The 20,389-nt window shown below is 34.0% G+C and carries 21 protein-coding genes; all 21 read right to left on the bottom strand.

The window, feature by feature from the left end:
• Positions 1 to 3: 3 nt before the first annotated feature.
• A complete protein-coding gene (locus EO125_RS06955) occupies positions 4 to 1,038 on the bottom strand; it encodes an N-acetylneuraminate synthase family protein (protein ID WP_127148251.1) in 1,035 nt (344 codons plus the stop codon).
• The gene (locus EO125_RS06950) at positions 1,028 to 2,101 is read right to left on the bottom strand and encodes a hypothetical protein (RefSeq protein ID WP_127148250.1); all 1,074 of its coding nucleotides are present in this window, start codon (positions 2,099 to 2,101) and stop codon (positions 1,028 to 1,030) included. Before EO125_RS06950 ends, EO125_RS06955 begins: the two co-directional genes overlap by 11 nt.
• 28 nt (positions 2,102 to 2,129) lie before the next feature.
• Positions 2,130 to 2,393: a hypothetical protein gene (locus tag EO125_RS06945; RefSeq protein WP_127148249.1), complete on the bottom strand. Its 264-nt coding sequence runs from the start codon at positions 2,391 to 2,393 to the stop codon at positions 2,130 to 2,132.
• 151 nt (positions 2,394 to 2,544) lie between these two features.
• Entirely contained in the window at positions 2,545 to 2,679 is a 135-nt protein-coding gene (locus EO125_RS10130; protein ID WP_255416575.1) for a hypothetical protein, read from the bottom strand.
• Between the two features lie 52 nt (positions 2,680 to 2,731).
• Entirely contained in the window at positions 2,732 to 3,682 is a 951-nt protein-coding gene (locus tag EO125_RS06940; RefSeq protein ID WP_164726471.1) for a choline/ethanolamine kinase family protein, read from the bottom strand.
• 25 nt (positions 3,683 to 3,707) lie between these two features.
• Positions 3,708 to 4,523 carry a phosphorylcholine transferase LicD gene (locus EO125_RS06935; protein ID WP_164726470.1) on the bottom strand — a complete coding sequence of 272 codons (816 nt, stop codon included), beginning with the start codon at positions 4,521 to 4,523 and terminating at the stop codon, positions 3,708 to 3,710.
• Positions 4,524 to 4,562: 39 nt separating this feature from the next.
• Positions 4,563 to 5,348: a glycosyltransferase family 25 protein gene (locus tag EO125_RS06930; protein WP_164726469.1), complete on the bottom strand. Its 786-nt coding sequence runs from the start codon at positions 5,346 to 5,348 to the stop codon at positions 4,563 to 4,565.
• A 34-nt stretch (positions 5,349 to 5,382) separates the two neighbouring features.
• The gene (locus EO125_RS06925) at positions 5,383 to 6,507 is read right to left on the bottom strand and encodes a glycosyltransferase (protein WP_127148245.1); all 1,125 of its coding nucleotides are present in this window, start codon (positions 6,505 to 6,507) and stop codon (positions 5,383 to 5,385) included.
• 33 nt (positions 6,508 to 6,540) lie between these two features.
• A complete protein-coding gene (locus EO125_RS06920) occupies positions 6,541 to 7,299 on the bottom strand; it encodes a glycosyltransferase family 2 protein (RefSeq protein ID WP_127148244.1) in 759 nt (252 codons plus the stop codon).
• Positions 7,300 to 7,437: 138 nt separating this feature from the next.
• Complete coding sequence (locus EO125_RS06915; protein WP_127148243.1) at positions 7,438 to 8,418, bottom strand: glycosyltransferase family 2 protein; 981 nt, start codon at positions 8,416 to 8,418, stop codon at positions 7,438 to 7,440.
• On the bottom strand, positions 8,415 to 10,046 hold the full coding sequence (locus EO125_RS06910; protein ID WP_127148242.1) for a PIG-L family deacetylase: 1,632 nt from the start codon (positions 10,044 to 10,046) through the stop codon (positions 8,415 to 8,417). The genes EO125_RS06915 and EO125_RS06910 overlap by 4 nt, the downstream gene beginning before the upstream one ends.
• Positions 10,047 to 10,077: 31 nt before the next feature.
• Positions 10,078 to 11,028: a dTDP-glucose 4,6-dehydratase gene (rfbB, locus tag EO125_RS06905; RefSeq protein ID WP_127148241.1), complete on the bottom strand. Its 951-nt coding sequence runs from the start codon at positions 11,026 to 11,028 to the stop codon at positions 10,078 to 10,080.
• Positions 11,029 to 11,059: 31 nt separating this feature from the next.
• Positions 11,060 to 12,082, bottom strand: coding sequence for an Abi family protein (locus EO125_RS06900; RefSeq protein ID WP_127148240.1), 1,023 nt, complete (start codon positions 12,080 to 12,082; stop codon positions 11,060 to 11,062).
• A 313-nt stretch (positions 12,083 to 12,395) separates the two neighbouring features.
• Positions 12,396 to 14,345 carry an LTA synthase family protein gene (locus EO125_RS06895; RefSeq protein ID WP_164726468.1) on the bottom strand — a complete coding sequence of 650 codons (1,950 nt, stop codon included), beginning with the start codon at positions 14,343 to 14,345 and terminating at the stop codon, positions 12,396 to 12,398.
• A 157-nt stretch (positions 14,346 to 14,502) separates the two neighbouring features.
• Positions 14,503 to 15,375 carry a sirohydrochlorin cobaltochelatase gene (locus EO125_RS06890; RefSeq protein WP_240630454.1) on the bottom strand — a complete coding sequence of 291 codons (873 nt, stop codon included), beginning with the start codon at positions 15,373 to 15,375 and terminating at the stop codon, positions 14,503 to 14,505.
• A 299-nt stretch (positions 15,376 to 15,674) separates the two neighbouring features.
• The gene (locus EO125_RS06885) at positions 15,675 to 15,989 is read right to left on the bottom strand and encodes a hypothetical protein (RefSeq protein ID WP_127148238.1); all 315 of its coding nucleotides are present in this window, start codon (positions 15,987 to 15,989) and stop codon (positions 15,675 to 15,677) included.
• Positions 15,990 to 15,998: 9 nt separating this feature from the next.
• Positions 15,999 to 17,048, bottom strand: a complete 1,050-nt coding sequence (locus EO125_RS06880) for a helix-turn-helix domain-containing protein (RefSeq protein ID WP_127148237.1) — start codon at positions 17,046 to 17,048, stop codon at positions 15,999 to 16,001.
• Positions 17,049 to 17,072: 24 nt separating this feature from the next.
• Positions 17,073 to 17,375: a type II toxin-antitoxin system RelE/ParE family toxin gene (locus EO125_RS06875; RefSeq protein ID WP_127148236.1), complete on the bottom strand. Its 303-nt coding sequence runs from the start codon at positions 17,373 to 17,375 to the stop codon at positions 17,073 to 17,075.
• A 193-nt stretch (positions 17,376 to 17,568) separates the two neighbouring features.
• Positions 17,569 to 18,162 (bottom strand): phosphatase PAP2 family protein, encoded by a 594-nt coding sequence (locus EO125_RS06870; RefSeq protein ID WP_164726467.1) that lies wholly within the window; start codon positions 18,160 to 18,162, stop codon positions 17,569 to 17,571.
• Between the two features lie 132 nt (positions 18,163 to 18,294).
• Positions 18,295 to 19,566, bottom strand: coding sequence for an S-layer homology domain-containing protein (locus EO125_RS06865; RefSeq protein WP_127148234.1), 1,272 nt, complete (start codon positions 19,564 to 19,566; stop codon positions 18,295 to 18,297).
• A gap of 437 nt (positions 19,567 to 20,003) precedes the next feature.
• A complete protein-coding gene (locus tag EO125_RS06860) occupies positions 20,004 to 20,351 on the bottom strand; it encodes a type II toxin-antitoxin system RnlB family antitoxin (RefSeq protein WP_127148233.1) in 348 nt (115 codons plus the stop codon).
• Positions 20,352 to 20,389: the final 38 nt, after the last annotated feature.

Raw genomic sequence — 20,389 nt, 5'->3', positions numbered from 1 at the left:
CAATTACACTATCATATCCCAAGTGAGATGCGTATCACTGGAAATATCTACCTTTGCTGTTTTTCCTAAAATGCTTTCAAAATCTTTTGCCAATATAGTACCCGTTCCTGGTCGTTTCACCCATAAGTTATCTGTCGTAAATAGCTCCCCCTGTTTTACATCGGCAATTGTTACAACAGTAGCATAGGCAAAATCAATAGTCACTTGTTCTTCTTGAATAGGGGCTTTTTTACCTCCTAACATAAGCGGAACTTCCTGTGCTCCACCCAATAATTCCCTCAACGCCATCGGATCCATTGAACAGACAATATCTGGGCCCACTCGATCCATAGAATCTGTAAAATGACGTTCTAATATAACTGCACCTAGTGCCATAGCAGCAATACATGCATTATTATTAACAGTATGATCCGATAATCCAACCGGTATATGTGGAAATGCATTCATCATTTCTTGCATTGCTCCTAAACGTACCCATTCTGGTTTTGTAGGATATAAATTAGTTGTATGTAATAATGCAAACGGTACCTGTTCTTCTTCTAGAATAGCAACAGTACGTTTAATGCTTTCCAAATCATTCATCCCTGTAGATACAATCATCGGTTTTCCGAACTTGGCAATATGTCGAATCAACGGAAGGTTATTCATTTCCCCTGAACCAATTTTATAGGCTTTCACACCAAAGCTTTCTAAGCGTTCCGCTGCTGCACGGGAAAATGGAGTACTAATGAATTCCATTCCCAATGATTCTGTATATTTCATCAATTCATATTCATCAGACTCACTTAATGCTGCCTTTTCCATAATATCATAAATTGATATATCTGCATTACCTGGTATTACTTTCTTGGCAGCAGAGCTCATTTCGTCTTCTACAATATGTGTTTGATGCTTTATAATTCTAGCACCACTTATATATGCTGCATAGACCATTTCTTTAGCGACAGACAAACTACCATTATGATTAATCCCAATTTCCGGAATGACTAAGGGGTTACATCCATGACCAACTTCAATGTTACCTATATTAAATTTCATTTTGACATATCCTTTCTAACGCTTCCATAGACTCTACTGGAATTACTTTACCTTGCCGTATTAATCGATTGAAAAACTCTAATAGTTCTTTATTAATTATACCTACATCCCCATACTTATCTAATTCATTAACCACACTGGGATATAAATAATAGCTTTTCAAATGATATGCCTCGCCCAAAACAAAGCTTGCAGTCAACACACTTGAGAACAAAGAATACTGAACAACATTAATATCTGGATGATTCAATAAATATAATTCCCATGGATAATCTATTTGCAAGGTATCCGCATTCGCCTTCTCTTTGTTTTCTCTGGGATGAACTTTTCGATACAAAGTGATACCTGTCCCCCTTATTTTCTTTATCAAGTCTTCCTGTCTCATTCCAAGAATTTCTAATGCATATTCCCAATTAGAACGGGATTGGAATAGCTTTAAAAATTTTCGTATCTTCGCTTTTTTTGATAATTTATATTCTAATGGTTGAGAAAAAAATATTTGTAGTTTCGATGTATCAGGAACTATATATTCATTTAAATTTATATTAAAAATTTGGTTTAATTGATATAGGAATGGCTGATTACCCGCCTCTATTTTGGGAATTTGTTTAATATCAAACCTAGAGTCCTCATAATAATTCGCTAACGTTGGCTCATAAAGATATACTATATTACAACCTGTTATATTATAAGATTGCTCTATATAATCATTAATATAATTTAATGTTCCTTCATCATAAATTATAACTTGTATACCTAACTCCTTAAGTACTACTCCATACATTTTTAAAAAAGAATAATTCACTACAAAAATTTCATCATATTTTTTGAATAAATCTAAGTCAATATCTCTTACATCCAATACTTTAACTTCACTAAAAAATCTAATTTTTTGCAACCTTAGTCCATATGCATCTGCGTTAGGAAGATGATCTGATAAGCAAATAGCATCCGCATACAATTTATATCTATCTATTAAATGTAGAGCTGTAATCAGCTGCATTGGAGTTGAAATAATAAACAAACTCTTTTTTGATTGCATATCAGTATTTACATCTATCATATTTCACTTCCCTTCAAATCATATCAGATTAGTTACTTCTACTACTAAAAAACTGTCCTACACAATTGTTACGCAAAAATTCTCTATCAAATTCTACTGCCTCATCCTCTGAATCAAATTCTAATATCTCCTGCTGATTAAACTTTCGTATTTCTAAGCTTAATGTATCCATGTGATGAATATACAAATACTCCCACACATGATGCCAATAGTCACTATTATCTTCTAACTGTTCCAATAGTGCAATAAACTGCGTACTAAATGTTTCATCAAAATACACATGCCCCAACATAATATCCGCATCATATCCACCTATTGATACCTTATGAATATAACCTTGTAGATCTGTTTCTATACACCATTCATTTGTCTCACTTTCTACATGAACAGAGGAATAATACCCCTTATATTCATATAAGTTAAATGGATTTGCAGGATAGTAGTTATCTACGGAACATATATAAGGTAAGGCCTTTGGGGCAATAGGTACTCACTGGTGCAAATCGTTTTGAAAGACCTGTCGCCATAATCAATGGTAATATTGCTAGATTTATATCATTGATAAACACTGTATTCATGAGTACCGTGTCTGAGGCCCATAAAAATCCTTAAAAAATTCCTTGCCACATATTAATTGTATAACCCCTTAAACATATCTAGTCCCTTTGCTTCTTCGTAGACAATTTGAAAGTATTCCATCGCATAGTTATATTGACTACAAGCATATTTATTTTCGAGTACGCAAGGCCCTTCTTTCACTTCACACCATATACTCCATATAAAACCGCCAATGGCAATATATGCATAGATTAGATATCGAATCGCAGCATCTATTCTCTCACCATAATAGGTATCTATAATCACGTCAATCATGTGTCTATCTAACTGTGAATATATGCATATCATAGCAATATCTAAATTAGGGTCTTGCATACCCGCATACTCGAAATCAATCAAGCGAATATTCTGATCATCTGTAATTAGGAAATTATCACAATTTGCATCAATATGACACAAACAGTATTCTCGTTTCATAGTATCAATACAAGCTAATAGTCTTAGAATGCTCGGTCTTGTAATCTCATAGTTTTGAAATAAAGAAGCCTTTCCTCTGAGTGATTCATACCTCTTGATAATTTCATACAGATTAAAAGTATGCTCTACCTCTACGCCAGAACAATGAAGCTTTTTCAATGTATCTAACGCTAGATCTAATTCATCCAGATTATATACATCTAAAGAATGAGCATTGTCCACAAATTTTGTAATTTTAATACCTAATACAGGATCCAAATATACTACTTCATCGGATATATGTAACCCTTGTATAGCAGAATAAACCGCGACTTCTTCTTCACGATTCACCAAAGCTGATGTATCTGCGTTAGGTATACGAATCACGTATTTCTCATTATCTTTAATAGAACATATAAAACTATCATTTGTTAGCCCTTTTTTTACAGACTCTATAGATAGAATATCATTAATTTGTAGTTTAAAAATTTTTGATAGGAATATGGCAATCTTATCTCTATCTGGTATGTCATCATATTTTATATGTATAGTATGGAAAGGTATCACATTAACTCCTATCACTATAAACTAACTATTCTCTCCAATATGCTTCAATATTATGTCCAATTCTTTGCTCTTCAGGCGGTAACGTCATATAGTCTCCATACGTAATTTTTAGCATATCATCGAATTTTTCTAAAATTGGAAACTTGTATCCTTCAAAGTCAACTAAAATAAAATCATTAAACCACTCATACTTATATATAGATTTATTTTCCTTCGTCTTTTTATTATAATCTTGTGTCAACGAAACATACGAAGTTTCTTGATTATTATATTTATTTTTTAAGCTCATCAAATGATTAGCTACCATATCTAATGATGGTAATGGTAATCTATATTGCCTTATAAAACGATTCCAGTCTTTAAAATGTCGTTGAAAATGTTGAATCCACTTCCAGTACACCTGAATTTTCTTAAGTACAGCTATTTGCTCCTCCTTATCTACTGGAATATGATCTAGCACAAATATATCAATATAAACTCCATATTCAACTACTTTTTTCTCGGTAAACCTCTCATATAAAACGGTTCTAGTATCAAAAAACTTCGCACAAAATGCCATAAAATAATTTTCTTCATCCATTTCTGCCCATAATGTATAGTCATCTACACTATTTTGGGCATATAATTTCCATGCTTTTTCGAATTTTTCATACTCTGACCGCAGCATAATTACATCAACATCATCATCCCAAGGGATAAATCCTTTATGACGAATTGCCCCTAAAGCTGTACCATAAGCAATAGAATATTTTATATTATGTTCTCTACAAAAGTTATCAAATCTAAGTAACGTGTGTAAAATTACTTCTTTTAGATCTTTACCCGTTATTAATCTCTCCATAAAGTTTCCTTTATCCATCCCACTATAATAGTATACTTACTACCACAATTCCGTATATGATTTATAAGACTTCATTTTTTTCGCTAAAATATGTTTTTTCAATTTTCTAGCAATATATAAAATTCTTTCATAAACAGACAGCTTACACAGTAACAGGTTAATATTTTTATCTCTTAATTTTCCCCTATAGTTTTCATTATCCTCTAGGGAGGAAATCTTTGATATTTCAGATATAATATTTTCTTTATCTACACCAACGCAATTTCTATCAAGCATATATAGTCGGCATCCCTTTAAATACTGATAGTATTTAAACTGATCTATTTCTATAGATATCTTATTTTGCAAAGTACAAATTGCCTCAGCAGCCTCTCGATTCATAATATATGCATAGGTGCCCATAAATCTAGGAGTTCTATAAATCGTTACTCCATCTACATTATCACCCTTACTATAATACAATTCACTTGAATATAAGGCTAATACCGTAGGTTTCTTTTTTGACTCTACAAAACTCTTAAAGCCTTGTAGTAGTTCTAATGTTATATGCTTTGAAAATATAATATCATCTTCAAAAACAGCTACACATCTTTCATCTGTTGATAAAAATGTATGTAAAACATTGATATGGCTTAATGCACAACCAATTTCACCTTCTGTCAAATAATTATAATCACTAGTAACAGCATTTAACTCTTCTTTAGATAAATCTTTACCCATGATGGCATCAAAAAATATAGGTTTTAAGCCAATCTTATCGCATTGCTTTCGCACATGTTCTCTTCTATATATATTACTTTTGTCACTAATAAAAAAATGATACACTATATATTCTCCTTAAATGCAATGGAATTTATACCTATAGAATGGCTCGAATTAATATCTCATGACTATATGTGTCATTAGCCTGTTCCAATGCTACTTTAGTTTGTTCTTGTTTCGTACTTAATAACACTACTAACTCTTGCATAGCATGAATTATATCCGTTTCTTCTAATGATTGTATCACACATCCAATAGGGAATTGCGCCAATACCTCAGGATTTAATTCTGGTGACACTAATACTGGTTTGTTATATCCAATCGCAGTAAATAGCATCGCTCCCCAATGGTATCTGTATCGCTCTGCTGCGTACGGCATTGCAATAGCATCCACCGATAATAAAGCATCTTCCCAATCTTTACCAATCAAGTTTTCATGACGGAATACAATATTTGGAATATGTTTGTACTTTTCTACAAGTGAATTAAATAATGCGGTATCCTCAGGTTTTGCCGTTGCACCTTGTACTACCAATTCAACAGGTACCGCAAACTTTGCATGTATAAAGGCTTGTATAAATGGTTCTAAATTTTTTTCTTTACGAAATTGTCCAAAAAAGCCAATTCGTAGTGGTCCTTCATCCCGTTCTAAAGACCCCATTTCATCAAATACTGGCTTAAACACAGGTGGAGCTACTAATTGAACATTGGTTAAACCACTATTAGCAAAATCATTTCGCAAGGTAATGACATGCAGATTAACATTCTTATAGGACTGTATACGTCTAGCTTGTTTTTCAAACTTAGGCTGTTCCTTAGGATTGATGCCATGAAATATGATATGTATAGGAACTGGCGAGTTTTTTAATTCACTTCTCAGCAAAGATTTAATATAGCGATATGTCGCTGTAGGAATGATTATGGCATCACAAGCACCTTGTTTTGCTAATTCATAAGCACTATTAAACCAAGCTATACGTCGTTTTTCACGCTGTAAGGATCGCCAGATTTTTTGATACCAAGTTGCGCCAGCATACGTCACAACTTCGCCACCTTGTAGCTCATGAATAGGTACTCCATAATCTACTTTGAAAGGAAAATTTTCTGGCACAAAAAACATAGGATCATGTCCTTGCCGCTTCATTTCGTTCACAAGGATTCTATCAAACTCTACTTCATGCCCAGCTGGCATGATAATACTTTCTAATATGGCAACTCGCATGGGAACTCCTTACCGTAACCTTATAAAACTTAATTACAACTTACCATTAGATTTATATAAATAATACAGCTTCACATATTTTGTCATGGTGTAGAAATAATGGTTCACGGATAAGACCCATCCCATTTTTCCATCTAAGATACCACCTTGTAAAAGATACATTTTAATAAATGCCCAACATGGTCGAAATACAATATCTTTCAAAAAGGAAACCGATTTATTAGCCTTTTTATATTTTTCTGCTGATAAGGTTGTATATTTGTTTAATTTATTAAAATATTGCTCCCAATTATCGTAGGTGTAATGATACATAGGTGCTGTTAATTCTTTCTTATCATAAGGTGTAATAATCGCAGGATGAACATATCCTTCTACATAGGAACCTTCTTTGGGCATCAAACGGCATACATAATCTGGACGTAATACTCCATGAGTGGCTACATTATGATGAAAGCGATTATGCCGTTGTATCCAGTATGCTAAATCCTCTCCTTGTATAGCTAATTTAATTTCTTTACATAGCTCTGAACTGCATCGTTCATCTGCATCAATAAAGAATATCCAATGACAGCTGGCTTGCTCTATAGCAAATGTTTGTTGTGCTCCCCAATCACCATTCATTGAACGATTCACTACTTTTGCTCCTAATACCTCTGCAATGGATACTGTATTATCTTCACTACCATCATCGATAACAATCACTTCATCAGCAAAAGGTTGGCAACTTTCTATACAATCCTTAATATTCTGTTCTTCATTTCTCGTTAAAATTAACACACTAACTGTATTCATAAACTTCCTCTTTATCTATCCACATATGACAAAGACTATCACCTCACGTGATAGTCTTTTATTCACTCTTTATTGTATCAAGTTTATGCTTTGTATTCAATAATGGATTATAAGATGTGTCTATTAAACTGTAAAAAATCATCTTTTTAGTTTCTCTAATATATACATTATCTTACCATATATTTTTGAAATCCATCTATTATGTAATGCACCATATGATAATATTTCATACTTAATTCCTATGTCAGGTTTACTCTTACTGGATTCTTCTTTTTTTAAATACTCTAACATATGCTGCACTTGATCTTCTGTAAGCTCATTTTTTGCACAATTAAGCCCTATACCACCAACTGCACTTCTAATTGCTCTATGCCGACAATACTGTACAAAATCATCCATTCCTATTTCTTTTGCTAAAGATTGTCTTGTAAGAAATGAATAAAATAGTCCATATTTTCTTTTTGCATTTATATTATTTGTTATAGAGTTATCATTATCACAATTATAAAAATAAAGTGGTTCATCTAAATATACTACACTTTGAACATTCTTAAAAACTAAGGGCATAATCATTAAATCTTCAAACTCAGTATTTTCAACGAGTCTGATAGAGTTCCAACAAGAAGATTTAAAAAATTTGTTACACAAATAATTAGGAATTTTATCTTCAATAATTGCCTTATATACTGTATCTCTATTTTTGAAAAAGCTGTGTTCCATATGATTTTCTATAATCTCATTCTTACGAACTGTTGAAACATTAAAAATGACAACATCCGACGAATGAATATTAGCTATGCACTTTTCAATTAGATTATAAGCTATAAAATCATCACCATCTACAAATGCTATATACTCACCCTTGGCAACCTGAATACCCGAGTTTCTTGCAGCACTTACTCCTCGATTAATTGAATGATGAATAACTTGTATACGAGAATCTTTGGAGGCTATTTGATCGCATATTTCCCCTGTTTTGTCAGGTGATGCATCATTTATAACTATAATCTGCAAATTCTTATATGATTGTCCTAGTATACTTTCCAAACATCTTTTCATATACTTTTCTACTTTATATGCTGGTATAACTATCGATACCAATGCTTGTCTCTCTCTCATAGATACCTCTTTAATCGTTTGTATTTTTGTTTTAATTTATAATTATTTATAATAAGTTTTATTTTTTCAACAATTCTATTATAGCTTAGAAGACACCATTCAAATAGTGTTCCTCTACGAATACTTCCTTCACACCATTCCTTTGTAACTTTATTTACTGCTTTTATTTTCATGTAATCATATGTTAAATTTTGTTGTATATACTCATTTATTTGAGAATAATCTAATTCAAGTTCATTAACTGTCCAAACAAAGTTCTTATCAGTCAAATTTGATAAAACTTGCTTATTAGTATATAAATCAATAATAGGAACTTTCTCCCAAGGAAAAACTATCCAACTATACATAAACTCATTATTACATAAAATATGACAATATTCATACGATTTTCTCTCTTCAAAAATTTCAACCTCAGAAATAGCAAAATCATTATCACTGAAATAAAACTTTAAAGAACTAGTATTTATATGCTGATTAAAGTCAATTATAATCTCTGTTTTTAGCTGCTTTATATGATATCTAGGAGATATACAGTTTTCATCCAAAACTATACCAATATCCAAATTATCGGAAAATAATCCCGTAAATACACATCTTTTAACTAATTCATTTCTAGGGAAATGTATATTTATTGATGGTTTCTTATCATCTCGTTCTGGTCTCCACATATCATTATTACAAAACTCTACATAAGACTCGAGTTTTGATGGATTAAATTTTAAAAAATCATTAAGGTACTTTGCTTCACCACTAGATACATCAAATATAGCTTGTAATGCTTTATTATCAGTTCTTTTCTCCCAAAATACTTGATCCCCGTTAATAAGTAGTTCTCCTCGGCTATATGCTTTTTGTGAAATATGTGCTGCCATCGCACAATATATTGGATTGTTTATAATAATTGAATCTCGACACCTATCTATAACTGGTAAACGCACTCTATGTTCCCACGACAAACTAGGATTATCTATCTGTATATCATACTTTACTTTTGTTGATAATAAATGTGTTTTAAAATAATCTCTTACACCCTCATACCCTGTCGAATATGCAAAGCTCTTAAAAACACTTCCATTCCAAAGATTGTTTTTCAATAGTTTAGCAATTACCTTTTCGACATAAATACAACATAATCTATGATCGACATGTTTATCATAATCTATTGCTACTATAGAGTCTGGCAAATATGTACAAATAACTTCTTCTATAGCAAGCATATAATTTTTTAAAGTATATGGTTTCCCTTGACCCGTTGAACTAGAAAAAAAATCTTGAGTAATTTCATTTCCATAAGTGGCATTGTTTCCTTTATGACTAACCACTATTTGTTCTGGGTTACTAAACAACTCATTAGATATATTATCAGCAAACCCCAAAAATATTATATTCTTACAATTTAATCCTATAATTTCAGCCATATTATAGACTTCCTTTTGTCTTATATCAAAGGAATATTCAAAATCACCATTAGTTGTATATACTAAAATTACATCTAGTCCCTCAGCAATTGCCCCTATTAACGCACTACCAGCCATGTTCATCTCATCATCTTGGTGTGGAACAATAAACATTACCTTTTCACCAAACAATTTGCGATATTTAAAACTTGTACCAAATAAGTTACTCATTTCTATCCTTTCAAATATTATATTAGATTAATCATCTAATATTCTCCCTATACCACTCCACAACTTCTTCCAAGGCTTTATCCACTGTATACTCTCGTTTCCATCCCAATATTTCTAGCTTACTACTATCAATAGCATATCGCAAATCATGGCCCAATCGATCTGGCACATAAGTAATAAGTTCATGAGGTTTTCCTAATACATTTAACATTCGTTTCACCAGGTCAATATTGGAAATTTCTTCACGAGCCCCTATATTATACACTTCTCCTACTTTACCTTTTTGTAGGATAACATCAATGGCCCTACAATGATCCACAACATGAATCCAATCTCGTACATTCAATCCATCGCCATAGACTGGCAATGCTTCCTCTTGCAACGCCTTTTGTATCATAAGAGGAATCAATTTTTCCGGATACTGATGAGTGCCATAATTATTAGAGCATCTAGATATTGTTACTGGCAATCCATAGGTTTTATAATAACTCAATACTAATAGATCTGAAGACGCCTTTGAAGCTGCATAGGGACTAGTAGGTTTTAATGGACTTTGTTCCGTAAATAGACTCCCTCCTTGCAAGGGTAATGTGCCATATACTTCATCTGTAGATACATGATGAAATCGCTCTATACCGTGTCGTAAACAAGCATCTAATAAAATTCCTGTTCCAATAACATTCGTCTCTAAGAATACTTGTGGGCCTGTAATACTGCGATCCACATGAGTTTCTGCTGCAAAATGTACCACTATATCTGGTGTATAGGTTGTAAACAAATCATCTACGAAATCCGCATCTCGAACATTCCCTTCCACCATAGTAAGCCGTGAACCATGTAAGAAATCTGCTATATTATTCTTATTTCCTGCATAGGTTAAGGCATCTAAACATATAAAGGAATCGTTTGTATAGGTGTCCATCATGTATCGTAAGAAGTGGCTACCTATAAAGCCACAGCCACCTGTTACTAAAATCTTCATAATATTCACTTTTAAATTTATTATAACTTCATTATAGTATATTATTTTGTACTTTCAGATATTTATGTAGTCTCTCAAACAAATTCTTAGGCATTGCAGTAAGCTTACAGTAGTCTGTAAATAATTCTATTTTCTGCTTATCGGCCTCATCATTGTAACCATGAAAAACTGCATTCATAAAATCTGTGACAAACAAGGATTTTAACTCGTTTGTATTCAATAATAATAAAATAATTAATACTGCCGAATATAATCCCTTACAAGCTTTTTTATCAACATTTAATGGTTGTGTTAAATCTTCTGTCATGTAGATCAAACCTGGTAAGACCTGATATAACTGTTTTGGTTGAATAGATTTTTTGACTCTAAATTCAGCAAAACTTAAATTATGAGCAGCTAAGTTACGAAAGATTCGTATATTAGTTAACCCATTACGAATGATCTCCACTTTTTGATCATACGTCATAGTATTAGAATTATTAAATAAAATGTTTATGACCATTTCTTTCTGTTCTTTTTTTAGAACATTATACAGGTTAATCGAATCTCCAAAAGATATATTTTTAAATAATATCCACGGTGGTATATGATTATACTTCTCTACATAATATTGAGTAGGTTGATATTCCCGTTTTTTATCTATCAATATTAATAAAATTTCCGAATACACATTCTCTTTGAAGGATGTCCCCGCACTATATACTTGATAGTTATTAGCATCCAAGTATTTATTTACATCAACTCCAAAAGATGAGGCAATAACATAGGCCATTACATTTTTAAAAAGATTTTCCACAAACAAGCTATATTTTAAAATAAATGCTTGGATACTTTTATCTAATAAATGTAATTCATATAAGTATTCAATTGTTATTTCGTTTACACTATTCGAGTCTTTTTTTAATATATTTTTGAAACCACCAATAAGATCATTATAAGAGATAGATATAAGCACATTTTTAGCAAAATCATAGTCATTAATTAATACACCATACTTATCTCGTAATATTTTTATTTGTTCATCATACGTTTTAAAGGGTTTATCATATTCCATATTCCCTCCTATACAAAAAGAAACCCGCTACATAAGTAGCGGGCATGGTGGTATGTTCTATGACGATACCGTTTTACTACTTACTTTATATCACAATGTAATACAATTGTCAATACAGCCTTTTCTTTATATTAAAGCAATTTTTTGATATTTCTACTTGTAATTTAATATCAATTTTAAGGACTATATTTTTTTATTTTAAAGGAGTTATTTTTAAACCAGGCATAATTTTCAAATGAGTTGTCAAATTCCATTATGTCACTATCCATTACACTTTTTCATCATGCGTATATAACTCATGGATATATGCCTCCTACTCCACCGTATTTCCTCGCACAATCCGCCACACGCTTATGGTCCGCAATGCCTTAATATACTTCGCATATTCTTCTGGCATGTTTTGATCTTGTTCATGGATACCGCTAGCATCCACATACAATCGATGGTTAAATCCCATTTTTGGTTGTGTAAATAGACTTGGCATTAAACTCATATACGTATCACCTTTTCTACCTATTAGTTCTGCCAAGGTAGGATTAATCTGTAAAGCTCCACCGAAGCTACTTTCACTCAGCCAACTAGGGTTGATACCTTGTCCATAGACAATGAATGGTATTGCCGAGAAGGTAGGAATATCCACTTGGGTAGCAAAGCTAAACCGTTCTGAATGGTCCCCTGTAATCAGTGTCAACATCGTAGGGTCCAATTTTTCTACGTCATGAATCATTTTCCCCATTGTCATATCTGCGTACCAGAAATGGCCGATTTCGTTTACCGTTTTATCGTCTTTTTTGATAGAGTCATCGCCTTTGCCAATTACTTTGGACGCATCAAAACCAGCTTTTGCCAAATCTACCGAGTACGGTGGATGGTTCGAGGATGTCATAATAAAATGGAATACTTTTTCACCTGGTTGTTCACCTTTTACATAATTGGTTATGGCCTTAAACAAATCTCCATCAGGAGCGCCCCAAGCATTACCACCTTCATAAGGGAAGCTCGTCGCACCATGGAACTCATCAAACCCTTGTGCTAGTGCAAATCGTTCCACGTCTTGCCAAGTCCCAAATCCACCATACCAGAACACTGTTTTATATCCAAAATGTTTCATCATTTGCGCAATGCCAGTACCATATTTCGTTTTATAGGACTGCCCTTCATAATTCGGATATAACCCCGCATCAGCTAAACCTGTGACAAATCCATTGATGGCAGGCATAGTGCCTGTACCATGGGCTAGCATATACTTCGTATGCATCGCTTTTGGCGAACTTTGAATTGCCTTGCCCTCTTGCACAATGTAAGTCCCTAATTCTTCATAGTTAGGCAAGAACGGCCACAAGCCGTAACTTTCACCTAGTACAAAGATAACATTATTCGGCTGTGTAGGTAATTTTTCTTCTGTAATAGTCCGTGTGAACGCTTCATCAATGGTGTTTGCTTGCGGATTACCTCCCACAGATTGGATGATATCTTTCAGCTCAGCACCAGTAATGGTAATTTTCTTCGCTTGTTTAGACCGTTCATAAATGGTGGATACTCGTTTCAACGCTTGTCCATCATCTAAAATTGCTTCATTTAATAAATTGGATTTCGTCCGTGCTGCATTTTCCCAATGGATAGAACCATTATAGGTGAAAGCCCCACCAAATCGCAATCCAATGCCCACGGCTACAACCAATAGGATGGATCCTAGTACTGTAGCAATTTGTTTGCCCTTACCACTTACTTGTATCTTCCATGTGCGATTGGTATATACTTTCATAAATATATAGACCATCACAGCACAGAAGACAATCGCTAAGGGTAAGCGCCACAGTAATCCATATTCAGAAATCCCCGTTTGTAAGGTGGCACCAATATCGTCATGAGCACCGTTGATAATCATCGCATTAAAGGTAGCATGGAAGATTGTAAAATAAGGAATACGTAAGCAAAACAAGAAGGTAAATACAGCGGTGCTAATTCCGTATATCCAACGACGAATCGCCCAAGGTGAATACCATTTCCAAGTCCCCCATATACCAGGTAATGTGGAAAATACAAATGTCAGCAGTACGATAGCCCCTGCTGTTTTTAAACTAATGCGAAACCCTAGCCATAAGGCCTCAAGAATATCTCCAGTACCCACTTCTCCTAGTTGATCTTGAAAGAGCCCAATAAAGGCAATTCGAAATACCATGAATAGTGCGGAGAACCAAAGTAATCCTTTTACATCTAACTGTAATCCATGAATCCAGTTAGTTAGCTTTGTATGTCCCATGAGTCTTCTCCCCTTGTTATACATTATATCAGCACCTGTTATGACAGTGTACCGTCATCGTTCGTCTATCTGTATCTTCCATTATACTCCAAATTCCCGTAACAATCAAAAAATCGCATACCATGATGTATCATGATATGCGATAGTTTACATTCTCTTATGCGGTTCTGAATGCACCACGTTTCACAACAGTTTTGCCGTCTCCTGTTTCACGTTGACGCAAGGTACGGCGTTCTGCACTACGAATGACTTGCGATAAATGTTTCACAAACAACTCTTGGATGTAAGGGTTTTCTCCTAAGCCTTCATTCCAAATGGATACGCCATAGCCTTGTTGTCCTAGCAAGGTAGCTATGGAGTCTGATCGTTCGCCGCCTAAGTAATCCATTAAGTGAGCTGAACCAATCAACGCCAATGGTACCACCAATACTTCTTGGTGATCTAAGCGTTCTAATAATGTTAAGGCTTGTTTAAAATTAGGGAATCCATTGGCAGTGAATACCACTACGTTTTGTCCCGCACCGTACAAGCACTTTAACTGTAACGCACTGTATTCCAATTGATTTTGACCATTAGCCATTAATAACACAGTTTTATTTAAGGCGCGAATATTAATATGTTTGATGATTGCTTCTATCGTATCGGAGTAATCATCAGCATAGTTCTTCACCCCTAAGGAGTTCAACAATGGTTTACCCACCGTAGCGCGCAAGCCACGGTCATGAGCTTCTTTCATAATTTCTTTACGCATTTGTACATAACATTGATCCCACACTAAAGCAAATGGTTGAACAAAGATATCTGTTACACCTGCATTCGCCAAGCTTTCAATGGCACCAATTAATGTATGGACTTTCGCATCATACTTTTCATTCCATTTATCTACCAATGCATCTGATAAAAATACACGGCGTACTTCTACACCTGGATACATTTCCATAATCCGTCGTTCCATCGCTCCTACGGATGCTTCCACCGCATCTCCGTAGATGGAACCGAATGTTGCTAACACAATACCACGTTGATTCATATATGCCTCCATATTAATTACTTGTTTGTTGGGTTACATAAACACACTTCTTAATACTTATCATACGTCACAGATCGGATTATGTCAATGATAATTTTTCTCAGTTATTTAATTATTGAAAGAAGTTTGTAACAAGAATATACGGCTCTATATTAACTTTTAAAATTACCTATATATGGCTAGCCTTCGCATTTGATAAATATGTACATCTCATCCTTAAATCGTATACTATACATACTGAAAAGATCTGACAATAGAAGCTATTATCTATTATCAGACCTTAACTAGTCAACGTATACTTATGGTTGTGAAATAATACGTGGTGCTGCTACCTGGAACACTTCACGTAATAAGGGTAGGAATCGACCTTCAATCAATGTTCGATTTCGTTCACTTTTAGTAATCAACCATAAGGCTGTTCCATTATATTTGATAGAAATTAAACTATTGATATATTGATCAAAGTCAGATTGCCCCATTTTATCACGCAATTCCAATAATAAAGAATGTAATGGCTCTCCTTGATACTCAGGGCGTTCAAGCACTGGTGTAAACACCACCTCATACACAGAGTCACTATATTGATTCGGACCTGCAGAACTTTGAAAATCCATGATAACCTCCTATGTGCTATACGTAGCAATATACTTATTAAATTGATTATACCCTATAATTTTGTCTTTTTGTAGCCTTCCTATTACTAACGCTACCCCTATCTCTTGAGTATCTGCAAAGGCCTGAATCGTATCAATATTAATTGGCGTCTTGTTAATAAAATTCTTATAGGCAGTTCCATCGATTAAACAAGAACTAGCTAATGAGTCTGCTTTTTGTTCATCATTATTACATGCACCATAAACTTTATAAATATCCCCCTCTATAATATGGGCTAACTCATGAAACAATGTAAACCAAAATACATCTGCTCTTTTTTGTCGTAAACTAATACCTACTATAATTTTTTGACTTGCATCATCTATGAAAGATAATCCTTGTAAGAATGAGCTAGGAATATGAGGTACTAATACCAACGCTATACCACATTCTGAAAGAGCCGTTCTAACCTCTTCAAAAAAGCTAAATGTTTCACATTTGGTAAATTGTTTTAAAAAAGCAATACATGCTAATAACTTTTCTTTTGAATAGCGACATAAACTTATATCCCTTGCTTGTAATTTTGCATACTGAGCTATCACCAATTTCGCACGCATAGCCTTATCTGTATCTCCCAATTGACGACAAATAATTGGTAAAATACGCATATCATCCAATAGACTCAAATTAGCAACTTCAAAGAACTGACATAAATTAATATGCCTATCCACATGATTAGCAGCCTTATCAACCATATGAGCTTTTACCATATCGCTATATGGGAAACTATTAATAAAATTAATCTCTTTATCCGCTAAATTTTCTGTCTCTACCTTAGCTAGGTCCTCCCTATATAAGGACTCTAAACGATTCCAAAATCGTGCAGGCACCCCCAATACTCGTTCTAATCTATTGGCTACATCATTCGTCAAACTGACCTTTCCATTTAATAAATTACTTACATGCTTCTCGGACATATTCATGCGCAATGCAAATTCCTTTTGATTCATATTACGTATATCTAACTGTTCTCGTATCGATTCCCCCGGCGGAACGGCTATATATGATTTGCTTTCCATAATTTCTTTCTCTCCTTAATAATTTCAATGATAATCGACTATATCTATAATTTTTACAATTTTAAGTGACCCCGTATCCTTATCTTTTTCAAAGATCAATCTAAATGGTTGGACAAGATCAACCGCATACTCACCTAATCTATTGCCTAGTAAAGCATGACATCTTCCAACCTGAAATTGAATCATCTCTTCTATAGAGTCAGAAGCTCTAATCTCATTAATTCTAATTTTTATTTTTCTCGCCATATCTGGACCATAGGTTTTTACTGCTGTTTTCTTGTCTTCACATACTTTCTCTAACTTTTTAGATTTATATGCAATCTCCAAAGCATCACCACCTAATAGACTAAAAATTAACCTTATAGGTTAATTTTATCATTGCTGTCATAATATGGCAATATAGATTAAATCAAATTACTTATCTATATTACATTTTTTTAATTCAAAAAGGCTTTCACTTTTGTGAAAGCCTTACAGATAGAAACCTTATTATTTATTTAGTTAATTAAGTAGATTCTCTCTACTCATCTCTTCTGGTTTGGAATCGTCTCACATACTCACGCATAAGTCGTGTATCTAATCCTCTATACAATCGTACCACACCACGACGTATAGTTTTATTATACACAGCCGTCAAAATCCACACGAGAATGAAAGCCCCCAGTATATCTCCGGGGTAATGGTTTCCCACAAATACACGAGAGATCCCCACTAAGATAGAGCCATAAACCATCCATGTACCAAGATTCCACCTGTAGAATAAAATACCACAGGCGATAGCCATGCTACCTACTGCATGATCACTGGGGAAACTGGCATCCGCTGCATGACTCACGATTAATACCGTTTCTGGATGATCTACAAAAGGACGATTTTCATAAATTAGGGCGCCCAATACATAACTACCTAATAAACAAATCACCAAAAGAACACCAGTAGCGACACTCTCTCCCCGTAGCTTAAAACTCTTTTTACGGAATCCCTGTATATACAGCCCTGCCAGTATAACCATATACAAATAAGGTATCCCTTTAGAAATACCAATCATAGCCGCATCAATTAAGACACTTCGATTCGCCATACTATTGATTAACAGAAATAACCAATCATTCATTATAACACCTTCCATTTCAGTATAACTTACTATTCTTACCTTGTATTATATCACGGTTTATGAAAGTTGTATCTATTCATATATGCAAAAAGAACTCCCGAAGGAGTTCTCTTTGTATAAGCAACTAACAAATTAGAATTTGTAGTTAAGTTCTGCACGATAAGATTCAGGTAAGTTGTTATTTTTTTCAGCATGGTTTTTAGTGTTGATTGTTGCATATGCAGATAAACCAACATTTTTAGCCAATGTGTAATCAACTGTAGTTAAGAAACCTTTTTTGTCGTTGTCCACAAAGTTCCAAGTGGAGCTAGCGATTGGGGAATCAGCTTTAGCATTGAAGTATTGAACTTTTGCTCCCCAAGTACCAACTTTAGCCATTTCAGCTTCGCCATAGCCTAAGCCAGCAATCCAAGCTTCGCCTGCTGCACCTTCAGATTCAGCTTTCGCATATTCAGCACCAGCCCAGAATTTATGGTCACGACCGAAGTTCACATCTAAAGAAGCACCGTGGAAACCTACACCATCTTTTTCATGTACTTTACCGAAGTAACCAGAAAGTGCAACATTTTCAACTGGTTTATAGTTCAATTGATAAGCATTAAATTCTTCATTATCTACACGTTTAGTAGGTTCAAATGTTGCATAACCATATGCTACTGTTGCATTTAATTTGTCTTTACCCGCCATAGCAATCACACCATCAAATGCATCATCATATACTAAACCACTACCAATGAATAAGTTTTGACGACCAGCAGATGCAGTTACGTGTTTACCAAAGTTATGTTGTACATATACACGATCGATTTCTGCACCATTGTTGGTTGATGTAAGTTTAGCTGTACCACTGTGACCAGCGTTTGCATGATTTACCGCTAATACATCCGCTGCATTTGAGTTTTCGCCAAATACACGAGTACCACTGGATAAACGAATTACTGCTTTAGTATTATCATTTACAGTTGCTTCGAATTTTACACGTCCACGGTAATCAAATTTAGATTTACGTGCATCATTAGTGCCAATGTAACGAAGACGAGCATCACCAGTGAATTTGAAGTTGCCCACTTTGTTTTCTAATGTTGCTGTACGAACGCCTAGGTTGTTCAACTCAGCGGAGAATTCGTTAGCCAAACGATTGATGATTGCATTTTGTTCTGCATCAACACGGTCTTGTTGAACCATAGCTTTTGCTACCATTTGAGCCATTTCATAACGAGTGATGTTGTTTTGACCTTGGAAAGTACCATCTGGGTAGCCGTTAACTACGCCTTGAGCTGCCAATTGAGCTACTGCTTGGTATGCCCAATCTTGTGGAGTTACATCGGAGAATGGGTTTGCTGCGAATGCAGAAGTAACACCCAATACTGCTGTTGCTGCTAATACTGCTAAATGTTTTTTCATGATAACTACCTCTCAATGAAAAATAAAATAATATACATAGTCACTTGTATACATTTGCATCCAGCGTACTCTCTCGCAACATATCCCTAGAGTATCCTTGTTTCCTCTCATTCCATGTGCCAGATTTTTGCTTACATGACAAATTTATTCAATTGACTTACGCATATGATATCACACCGACTTTAAAAAAGCAAGTATTTTTTAGCATTTGACTGTATCAAGTTTTTTATTGGGAAATAATTGTCTAGCTTTAATAGAGAGTTTCTCGTTACTAAAGAATCGCAAAAAGAATAGCACTAGCTATTTAGATAGCTAGCGCTAAGATTCTTTTATATGAGCAGCCCTCACATTTGACAAAGAACCGTAATTAAAAAAAGCACCTAAATTTCTTTAAGTGCTTTGTTGCGTCATATGATGGTATATGGTATATGGTATATTTAATTCTGTGCTATTTTTTTAATTTGTGATTCCGGCAACACAGAATTTCTTAAAAAAGCAGGCTGATATTTTAAAATCTCATTTGCTTTTTCAAGTACATCATTATTCACAGTAACATAATTATAATGATTTAAATTTATTGTTCCATCCTCATTTAAAGTAGTTTCAATAAAACGATACTCATTCATTCCCGAACATAATATAGTATCTATCAAGAGTTTTCTTGTTGTATCTGGAGACATTCTAATGGATTTTAAACATCTTGATATTTGGGTTTGGTAATCCAATAATGTAATTATCGTATCAAATCCATCCTTTTTCAAACTATTTATTAAATATAGCTCCATTACAACATCTCCTCCTTCCTCTCTAATCATTCTTATAA

Origin of the sequence: Veillonella sp. VA139 (assembly GCF_003992005.1) — a bacterium.
GTDB lineage: Bacteria > Bacillota > Negativicutes > Veillonellales > Veillonellaceae > F0422.
This window is presented reverse-complemented; position numbering and strand designations above follow the sequence as displayed.

Excerpts from the sequence above, each read along its gene's own strand:
- EO125_RS06860 (WP_127148233.1), bottom strand. The coding sequence starts at position 20,351 with ATGGAGCTATATTTAATAAATAGTTTGAAAAAGGATGGATTTGATACG.
- EO125_RS06920 (WP_127148244.1), bottom strand. The coding sequence starts at position 7,299 with ATGAATACAGTTAGTGTGTTAATTTTAACGAGAAATGAAGAACAGAAT.
- rfbB (WP_127148241.1), bottom strand. The coding sequence starts at position 11,028 with ATGAAGATTTTAGTAACAGGTGGCTGTGGCTTTATAGGTAGCCACTTC.
- EO125_RS06880 (WP_127148237.1), bottom strand. The coding sequence starts at position 17,048 with ATGGAAAGCAAATCATATATAGCCGTTCCGCCGGGGGAATCGATACGA.
- EO125_RS06870 (WP_164726467.1), bottom strand. The coding sequence starts at position 18,162 with ATGAATGATTGGTTATTTCTGTTAATCAATAGTATGGCGAATCGAAGT.
- EO125_RS06885 (WP_127148238.1), bottom strand. The coding sequence starts at position 15,989 with ATGGATTTTCAAAGTTCTGCAGGTCCGAATCAATATAGTGACTCTGTG.
- EO125_RS06955 (WP_127148251.1), bottom strand. The coding sequence starts at position 1,038 with ATGAAATTTAATATAGGTAACATTGAAGTTGGTCATGGATGTAACCCC.
- EO125_RS06925 (WP_127148245.1), bottom strand. The coding sequence starts at position 6,507 with ATGCGAGTTGCCATATTAGAAAGTATTATCATGCCAGCTGGGCATGAA.
- EO125_RS06865 (WP_127148234.1), bottom strand. The coding sequence starts at position 19,566 with ATGAAAAAACATTTAGCAGTATTAGCAGCAACAGCAGTATTGGGTGTT.
- EO125_RS06935 (WP_164726470.1), bottom strand. The coding sequence starts at position 4,523 with ATGGAGAGATTAATAACGGGTAAAGATCTAAAAGAAGTAATTTTACAC.
- EO125_RS10130 (WP_255416575.1), bottom strand. The coding sequence starts at position 2,679 with ATGAATACAGTGTTTATCAATGATATAAATCTAGCAATATTACCATTG.
- EO125_RS06895 (WP_164726468.1), bottom strand. The coding sequence starts at position 14,345 with ATGGGACATACAAAGCTAACTAACTGGATTCATGGATTACAGTTAGAT.
- EO125_RS06950 (WP_127148250.1), bottom strand. The coding sequence starts at position 2,101 with ATGATAGATGTAAATACTGATATGCAATCAAAAAAGAGTTTGTTTATT.
- EO125_RS06890 (WP_240630454.1), bottom strand. The coding sequence starts at position 15,375 with ATGAATCAACGTGGTATTGTGTTAGCAACATTCGGTTCCATCTACGGA.
- EO125_RS06945 (WP_127148249.1), bottom strand. The coding sequence starts at position 2,393 with ATGTTGGGGCATGTGTATTTTGATGAAACATTTAGTACGCAGTTTATT.
- EO125_RS06915 (WP_127148243.1), bottom strand. The coding sequence starts at position 8,418 with ATGAGAGAGAGACAAGCATTGGTATCGATAGTTATACCAGCATATAAA.
- EO125_RS06910 (WP_127148242.1), bottom strand. The coding sequence starts at position 10,046 with ATGAGTAACTTATTTGGTACAAGTTTTAAATATCGCAAATTGTTTGGT.
- EO125_RS06900 (WP_127148240.1), bottom strand. The coding sequence starts at position 12,082 with ATGGAATATGATAAACCCTTTAAAACGTATGATGAACAAATAAAAATA.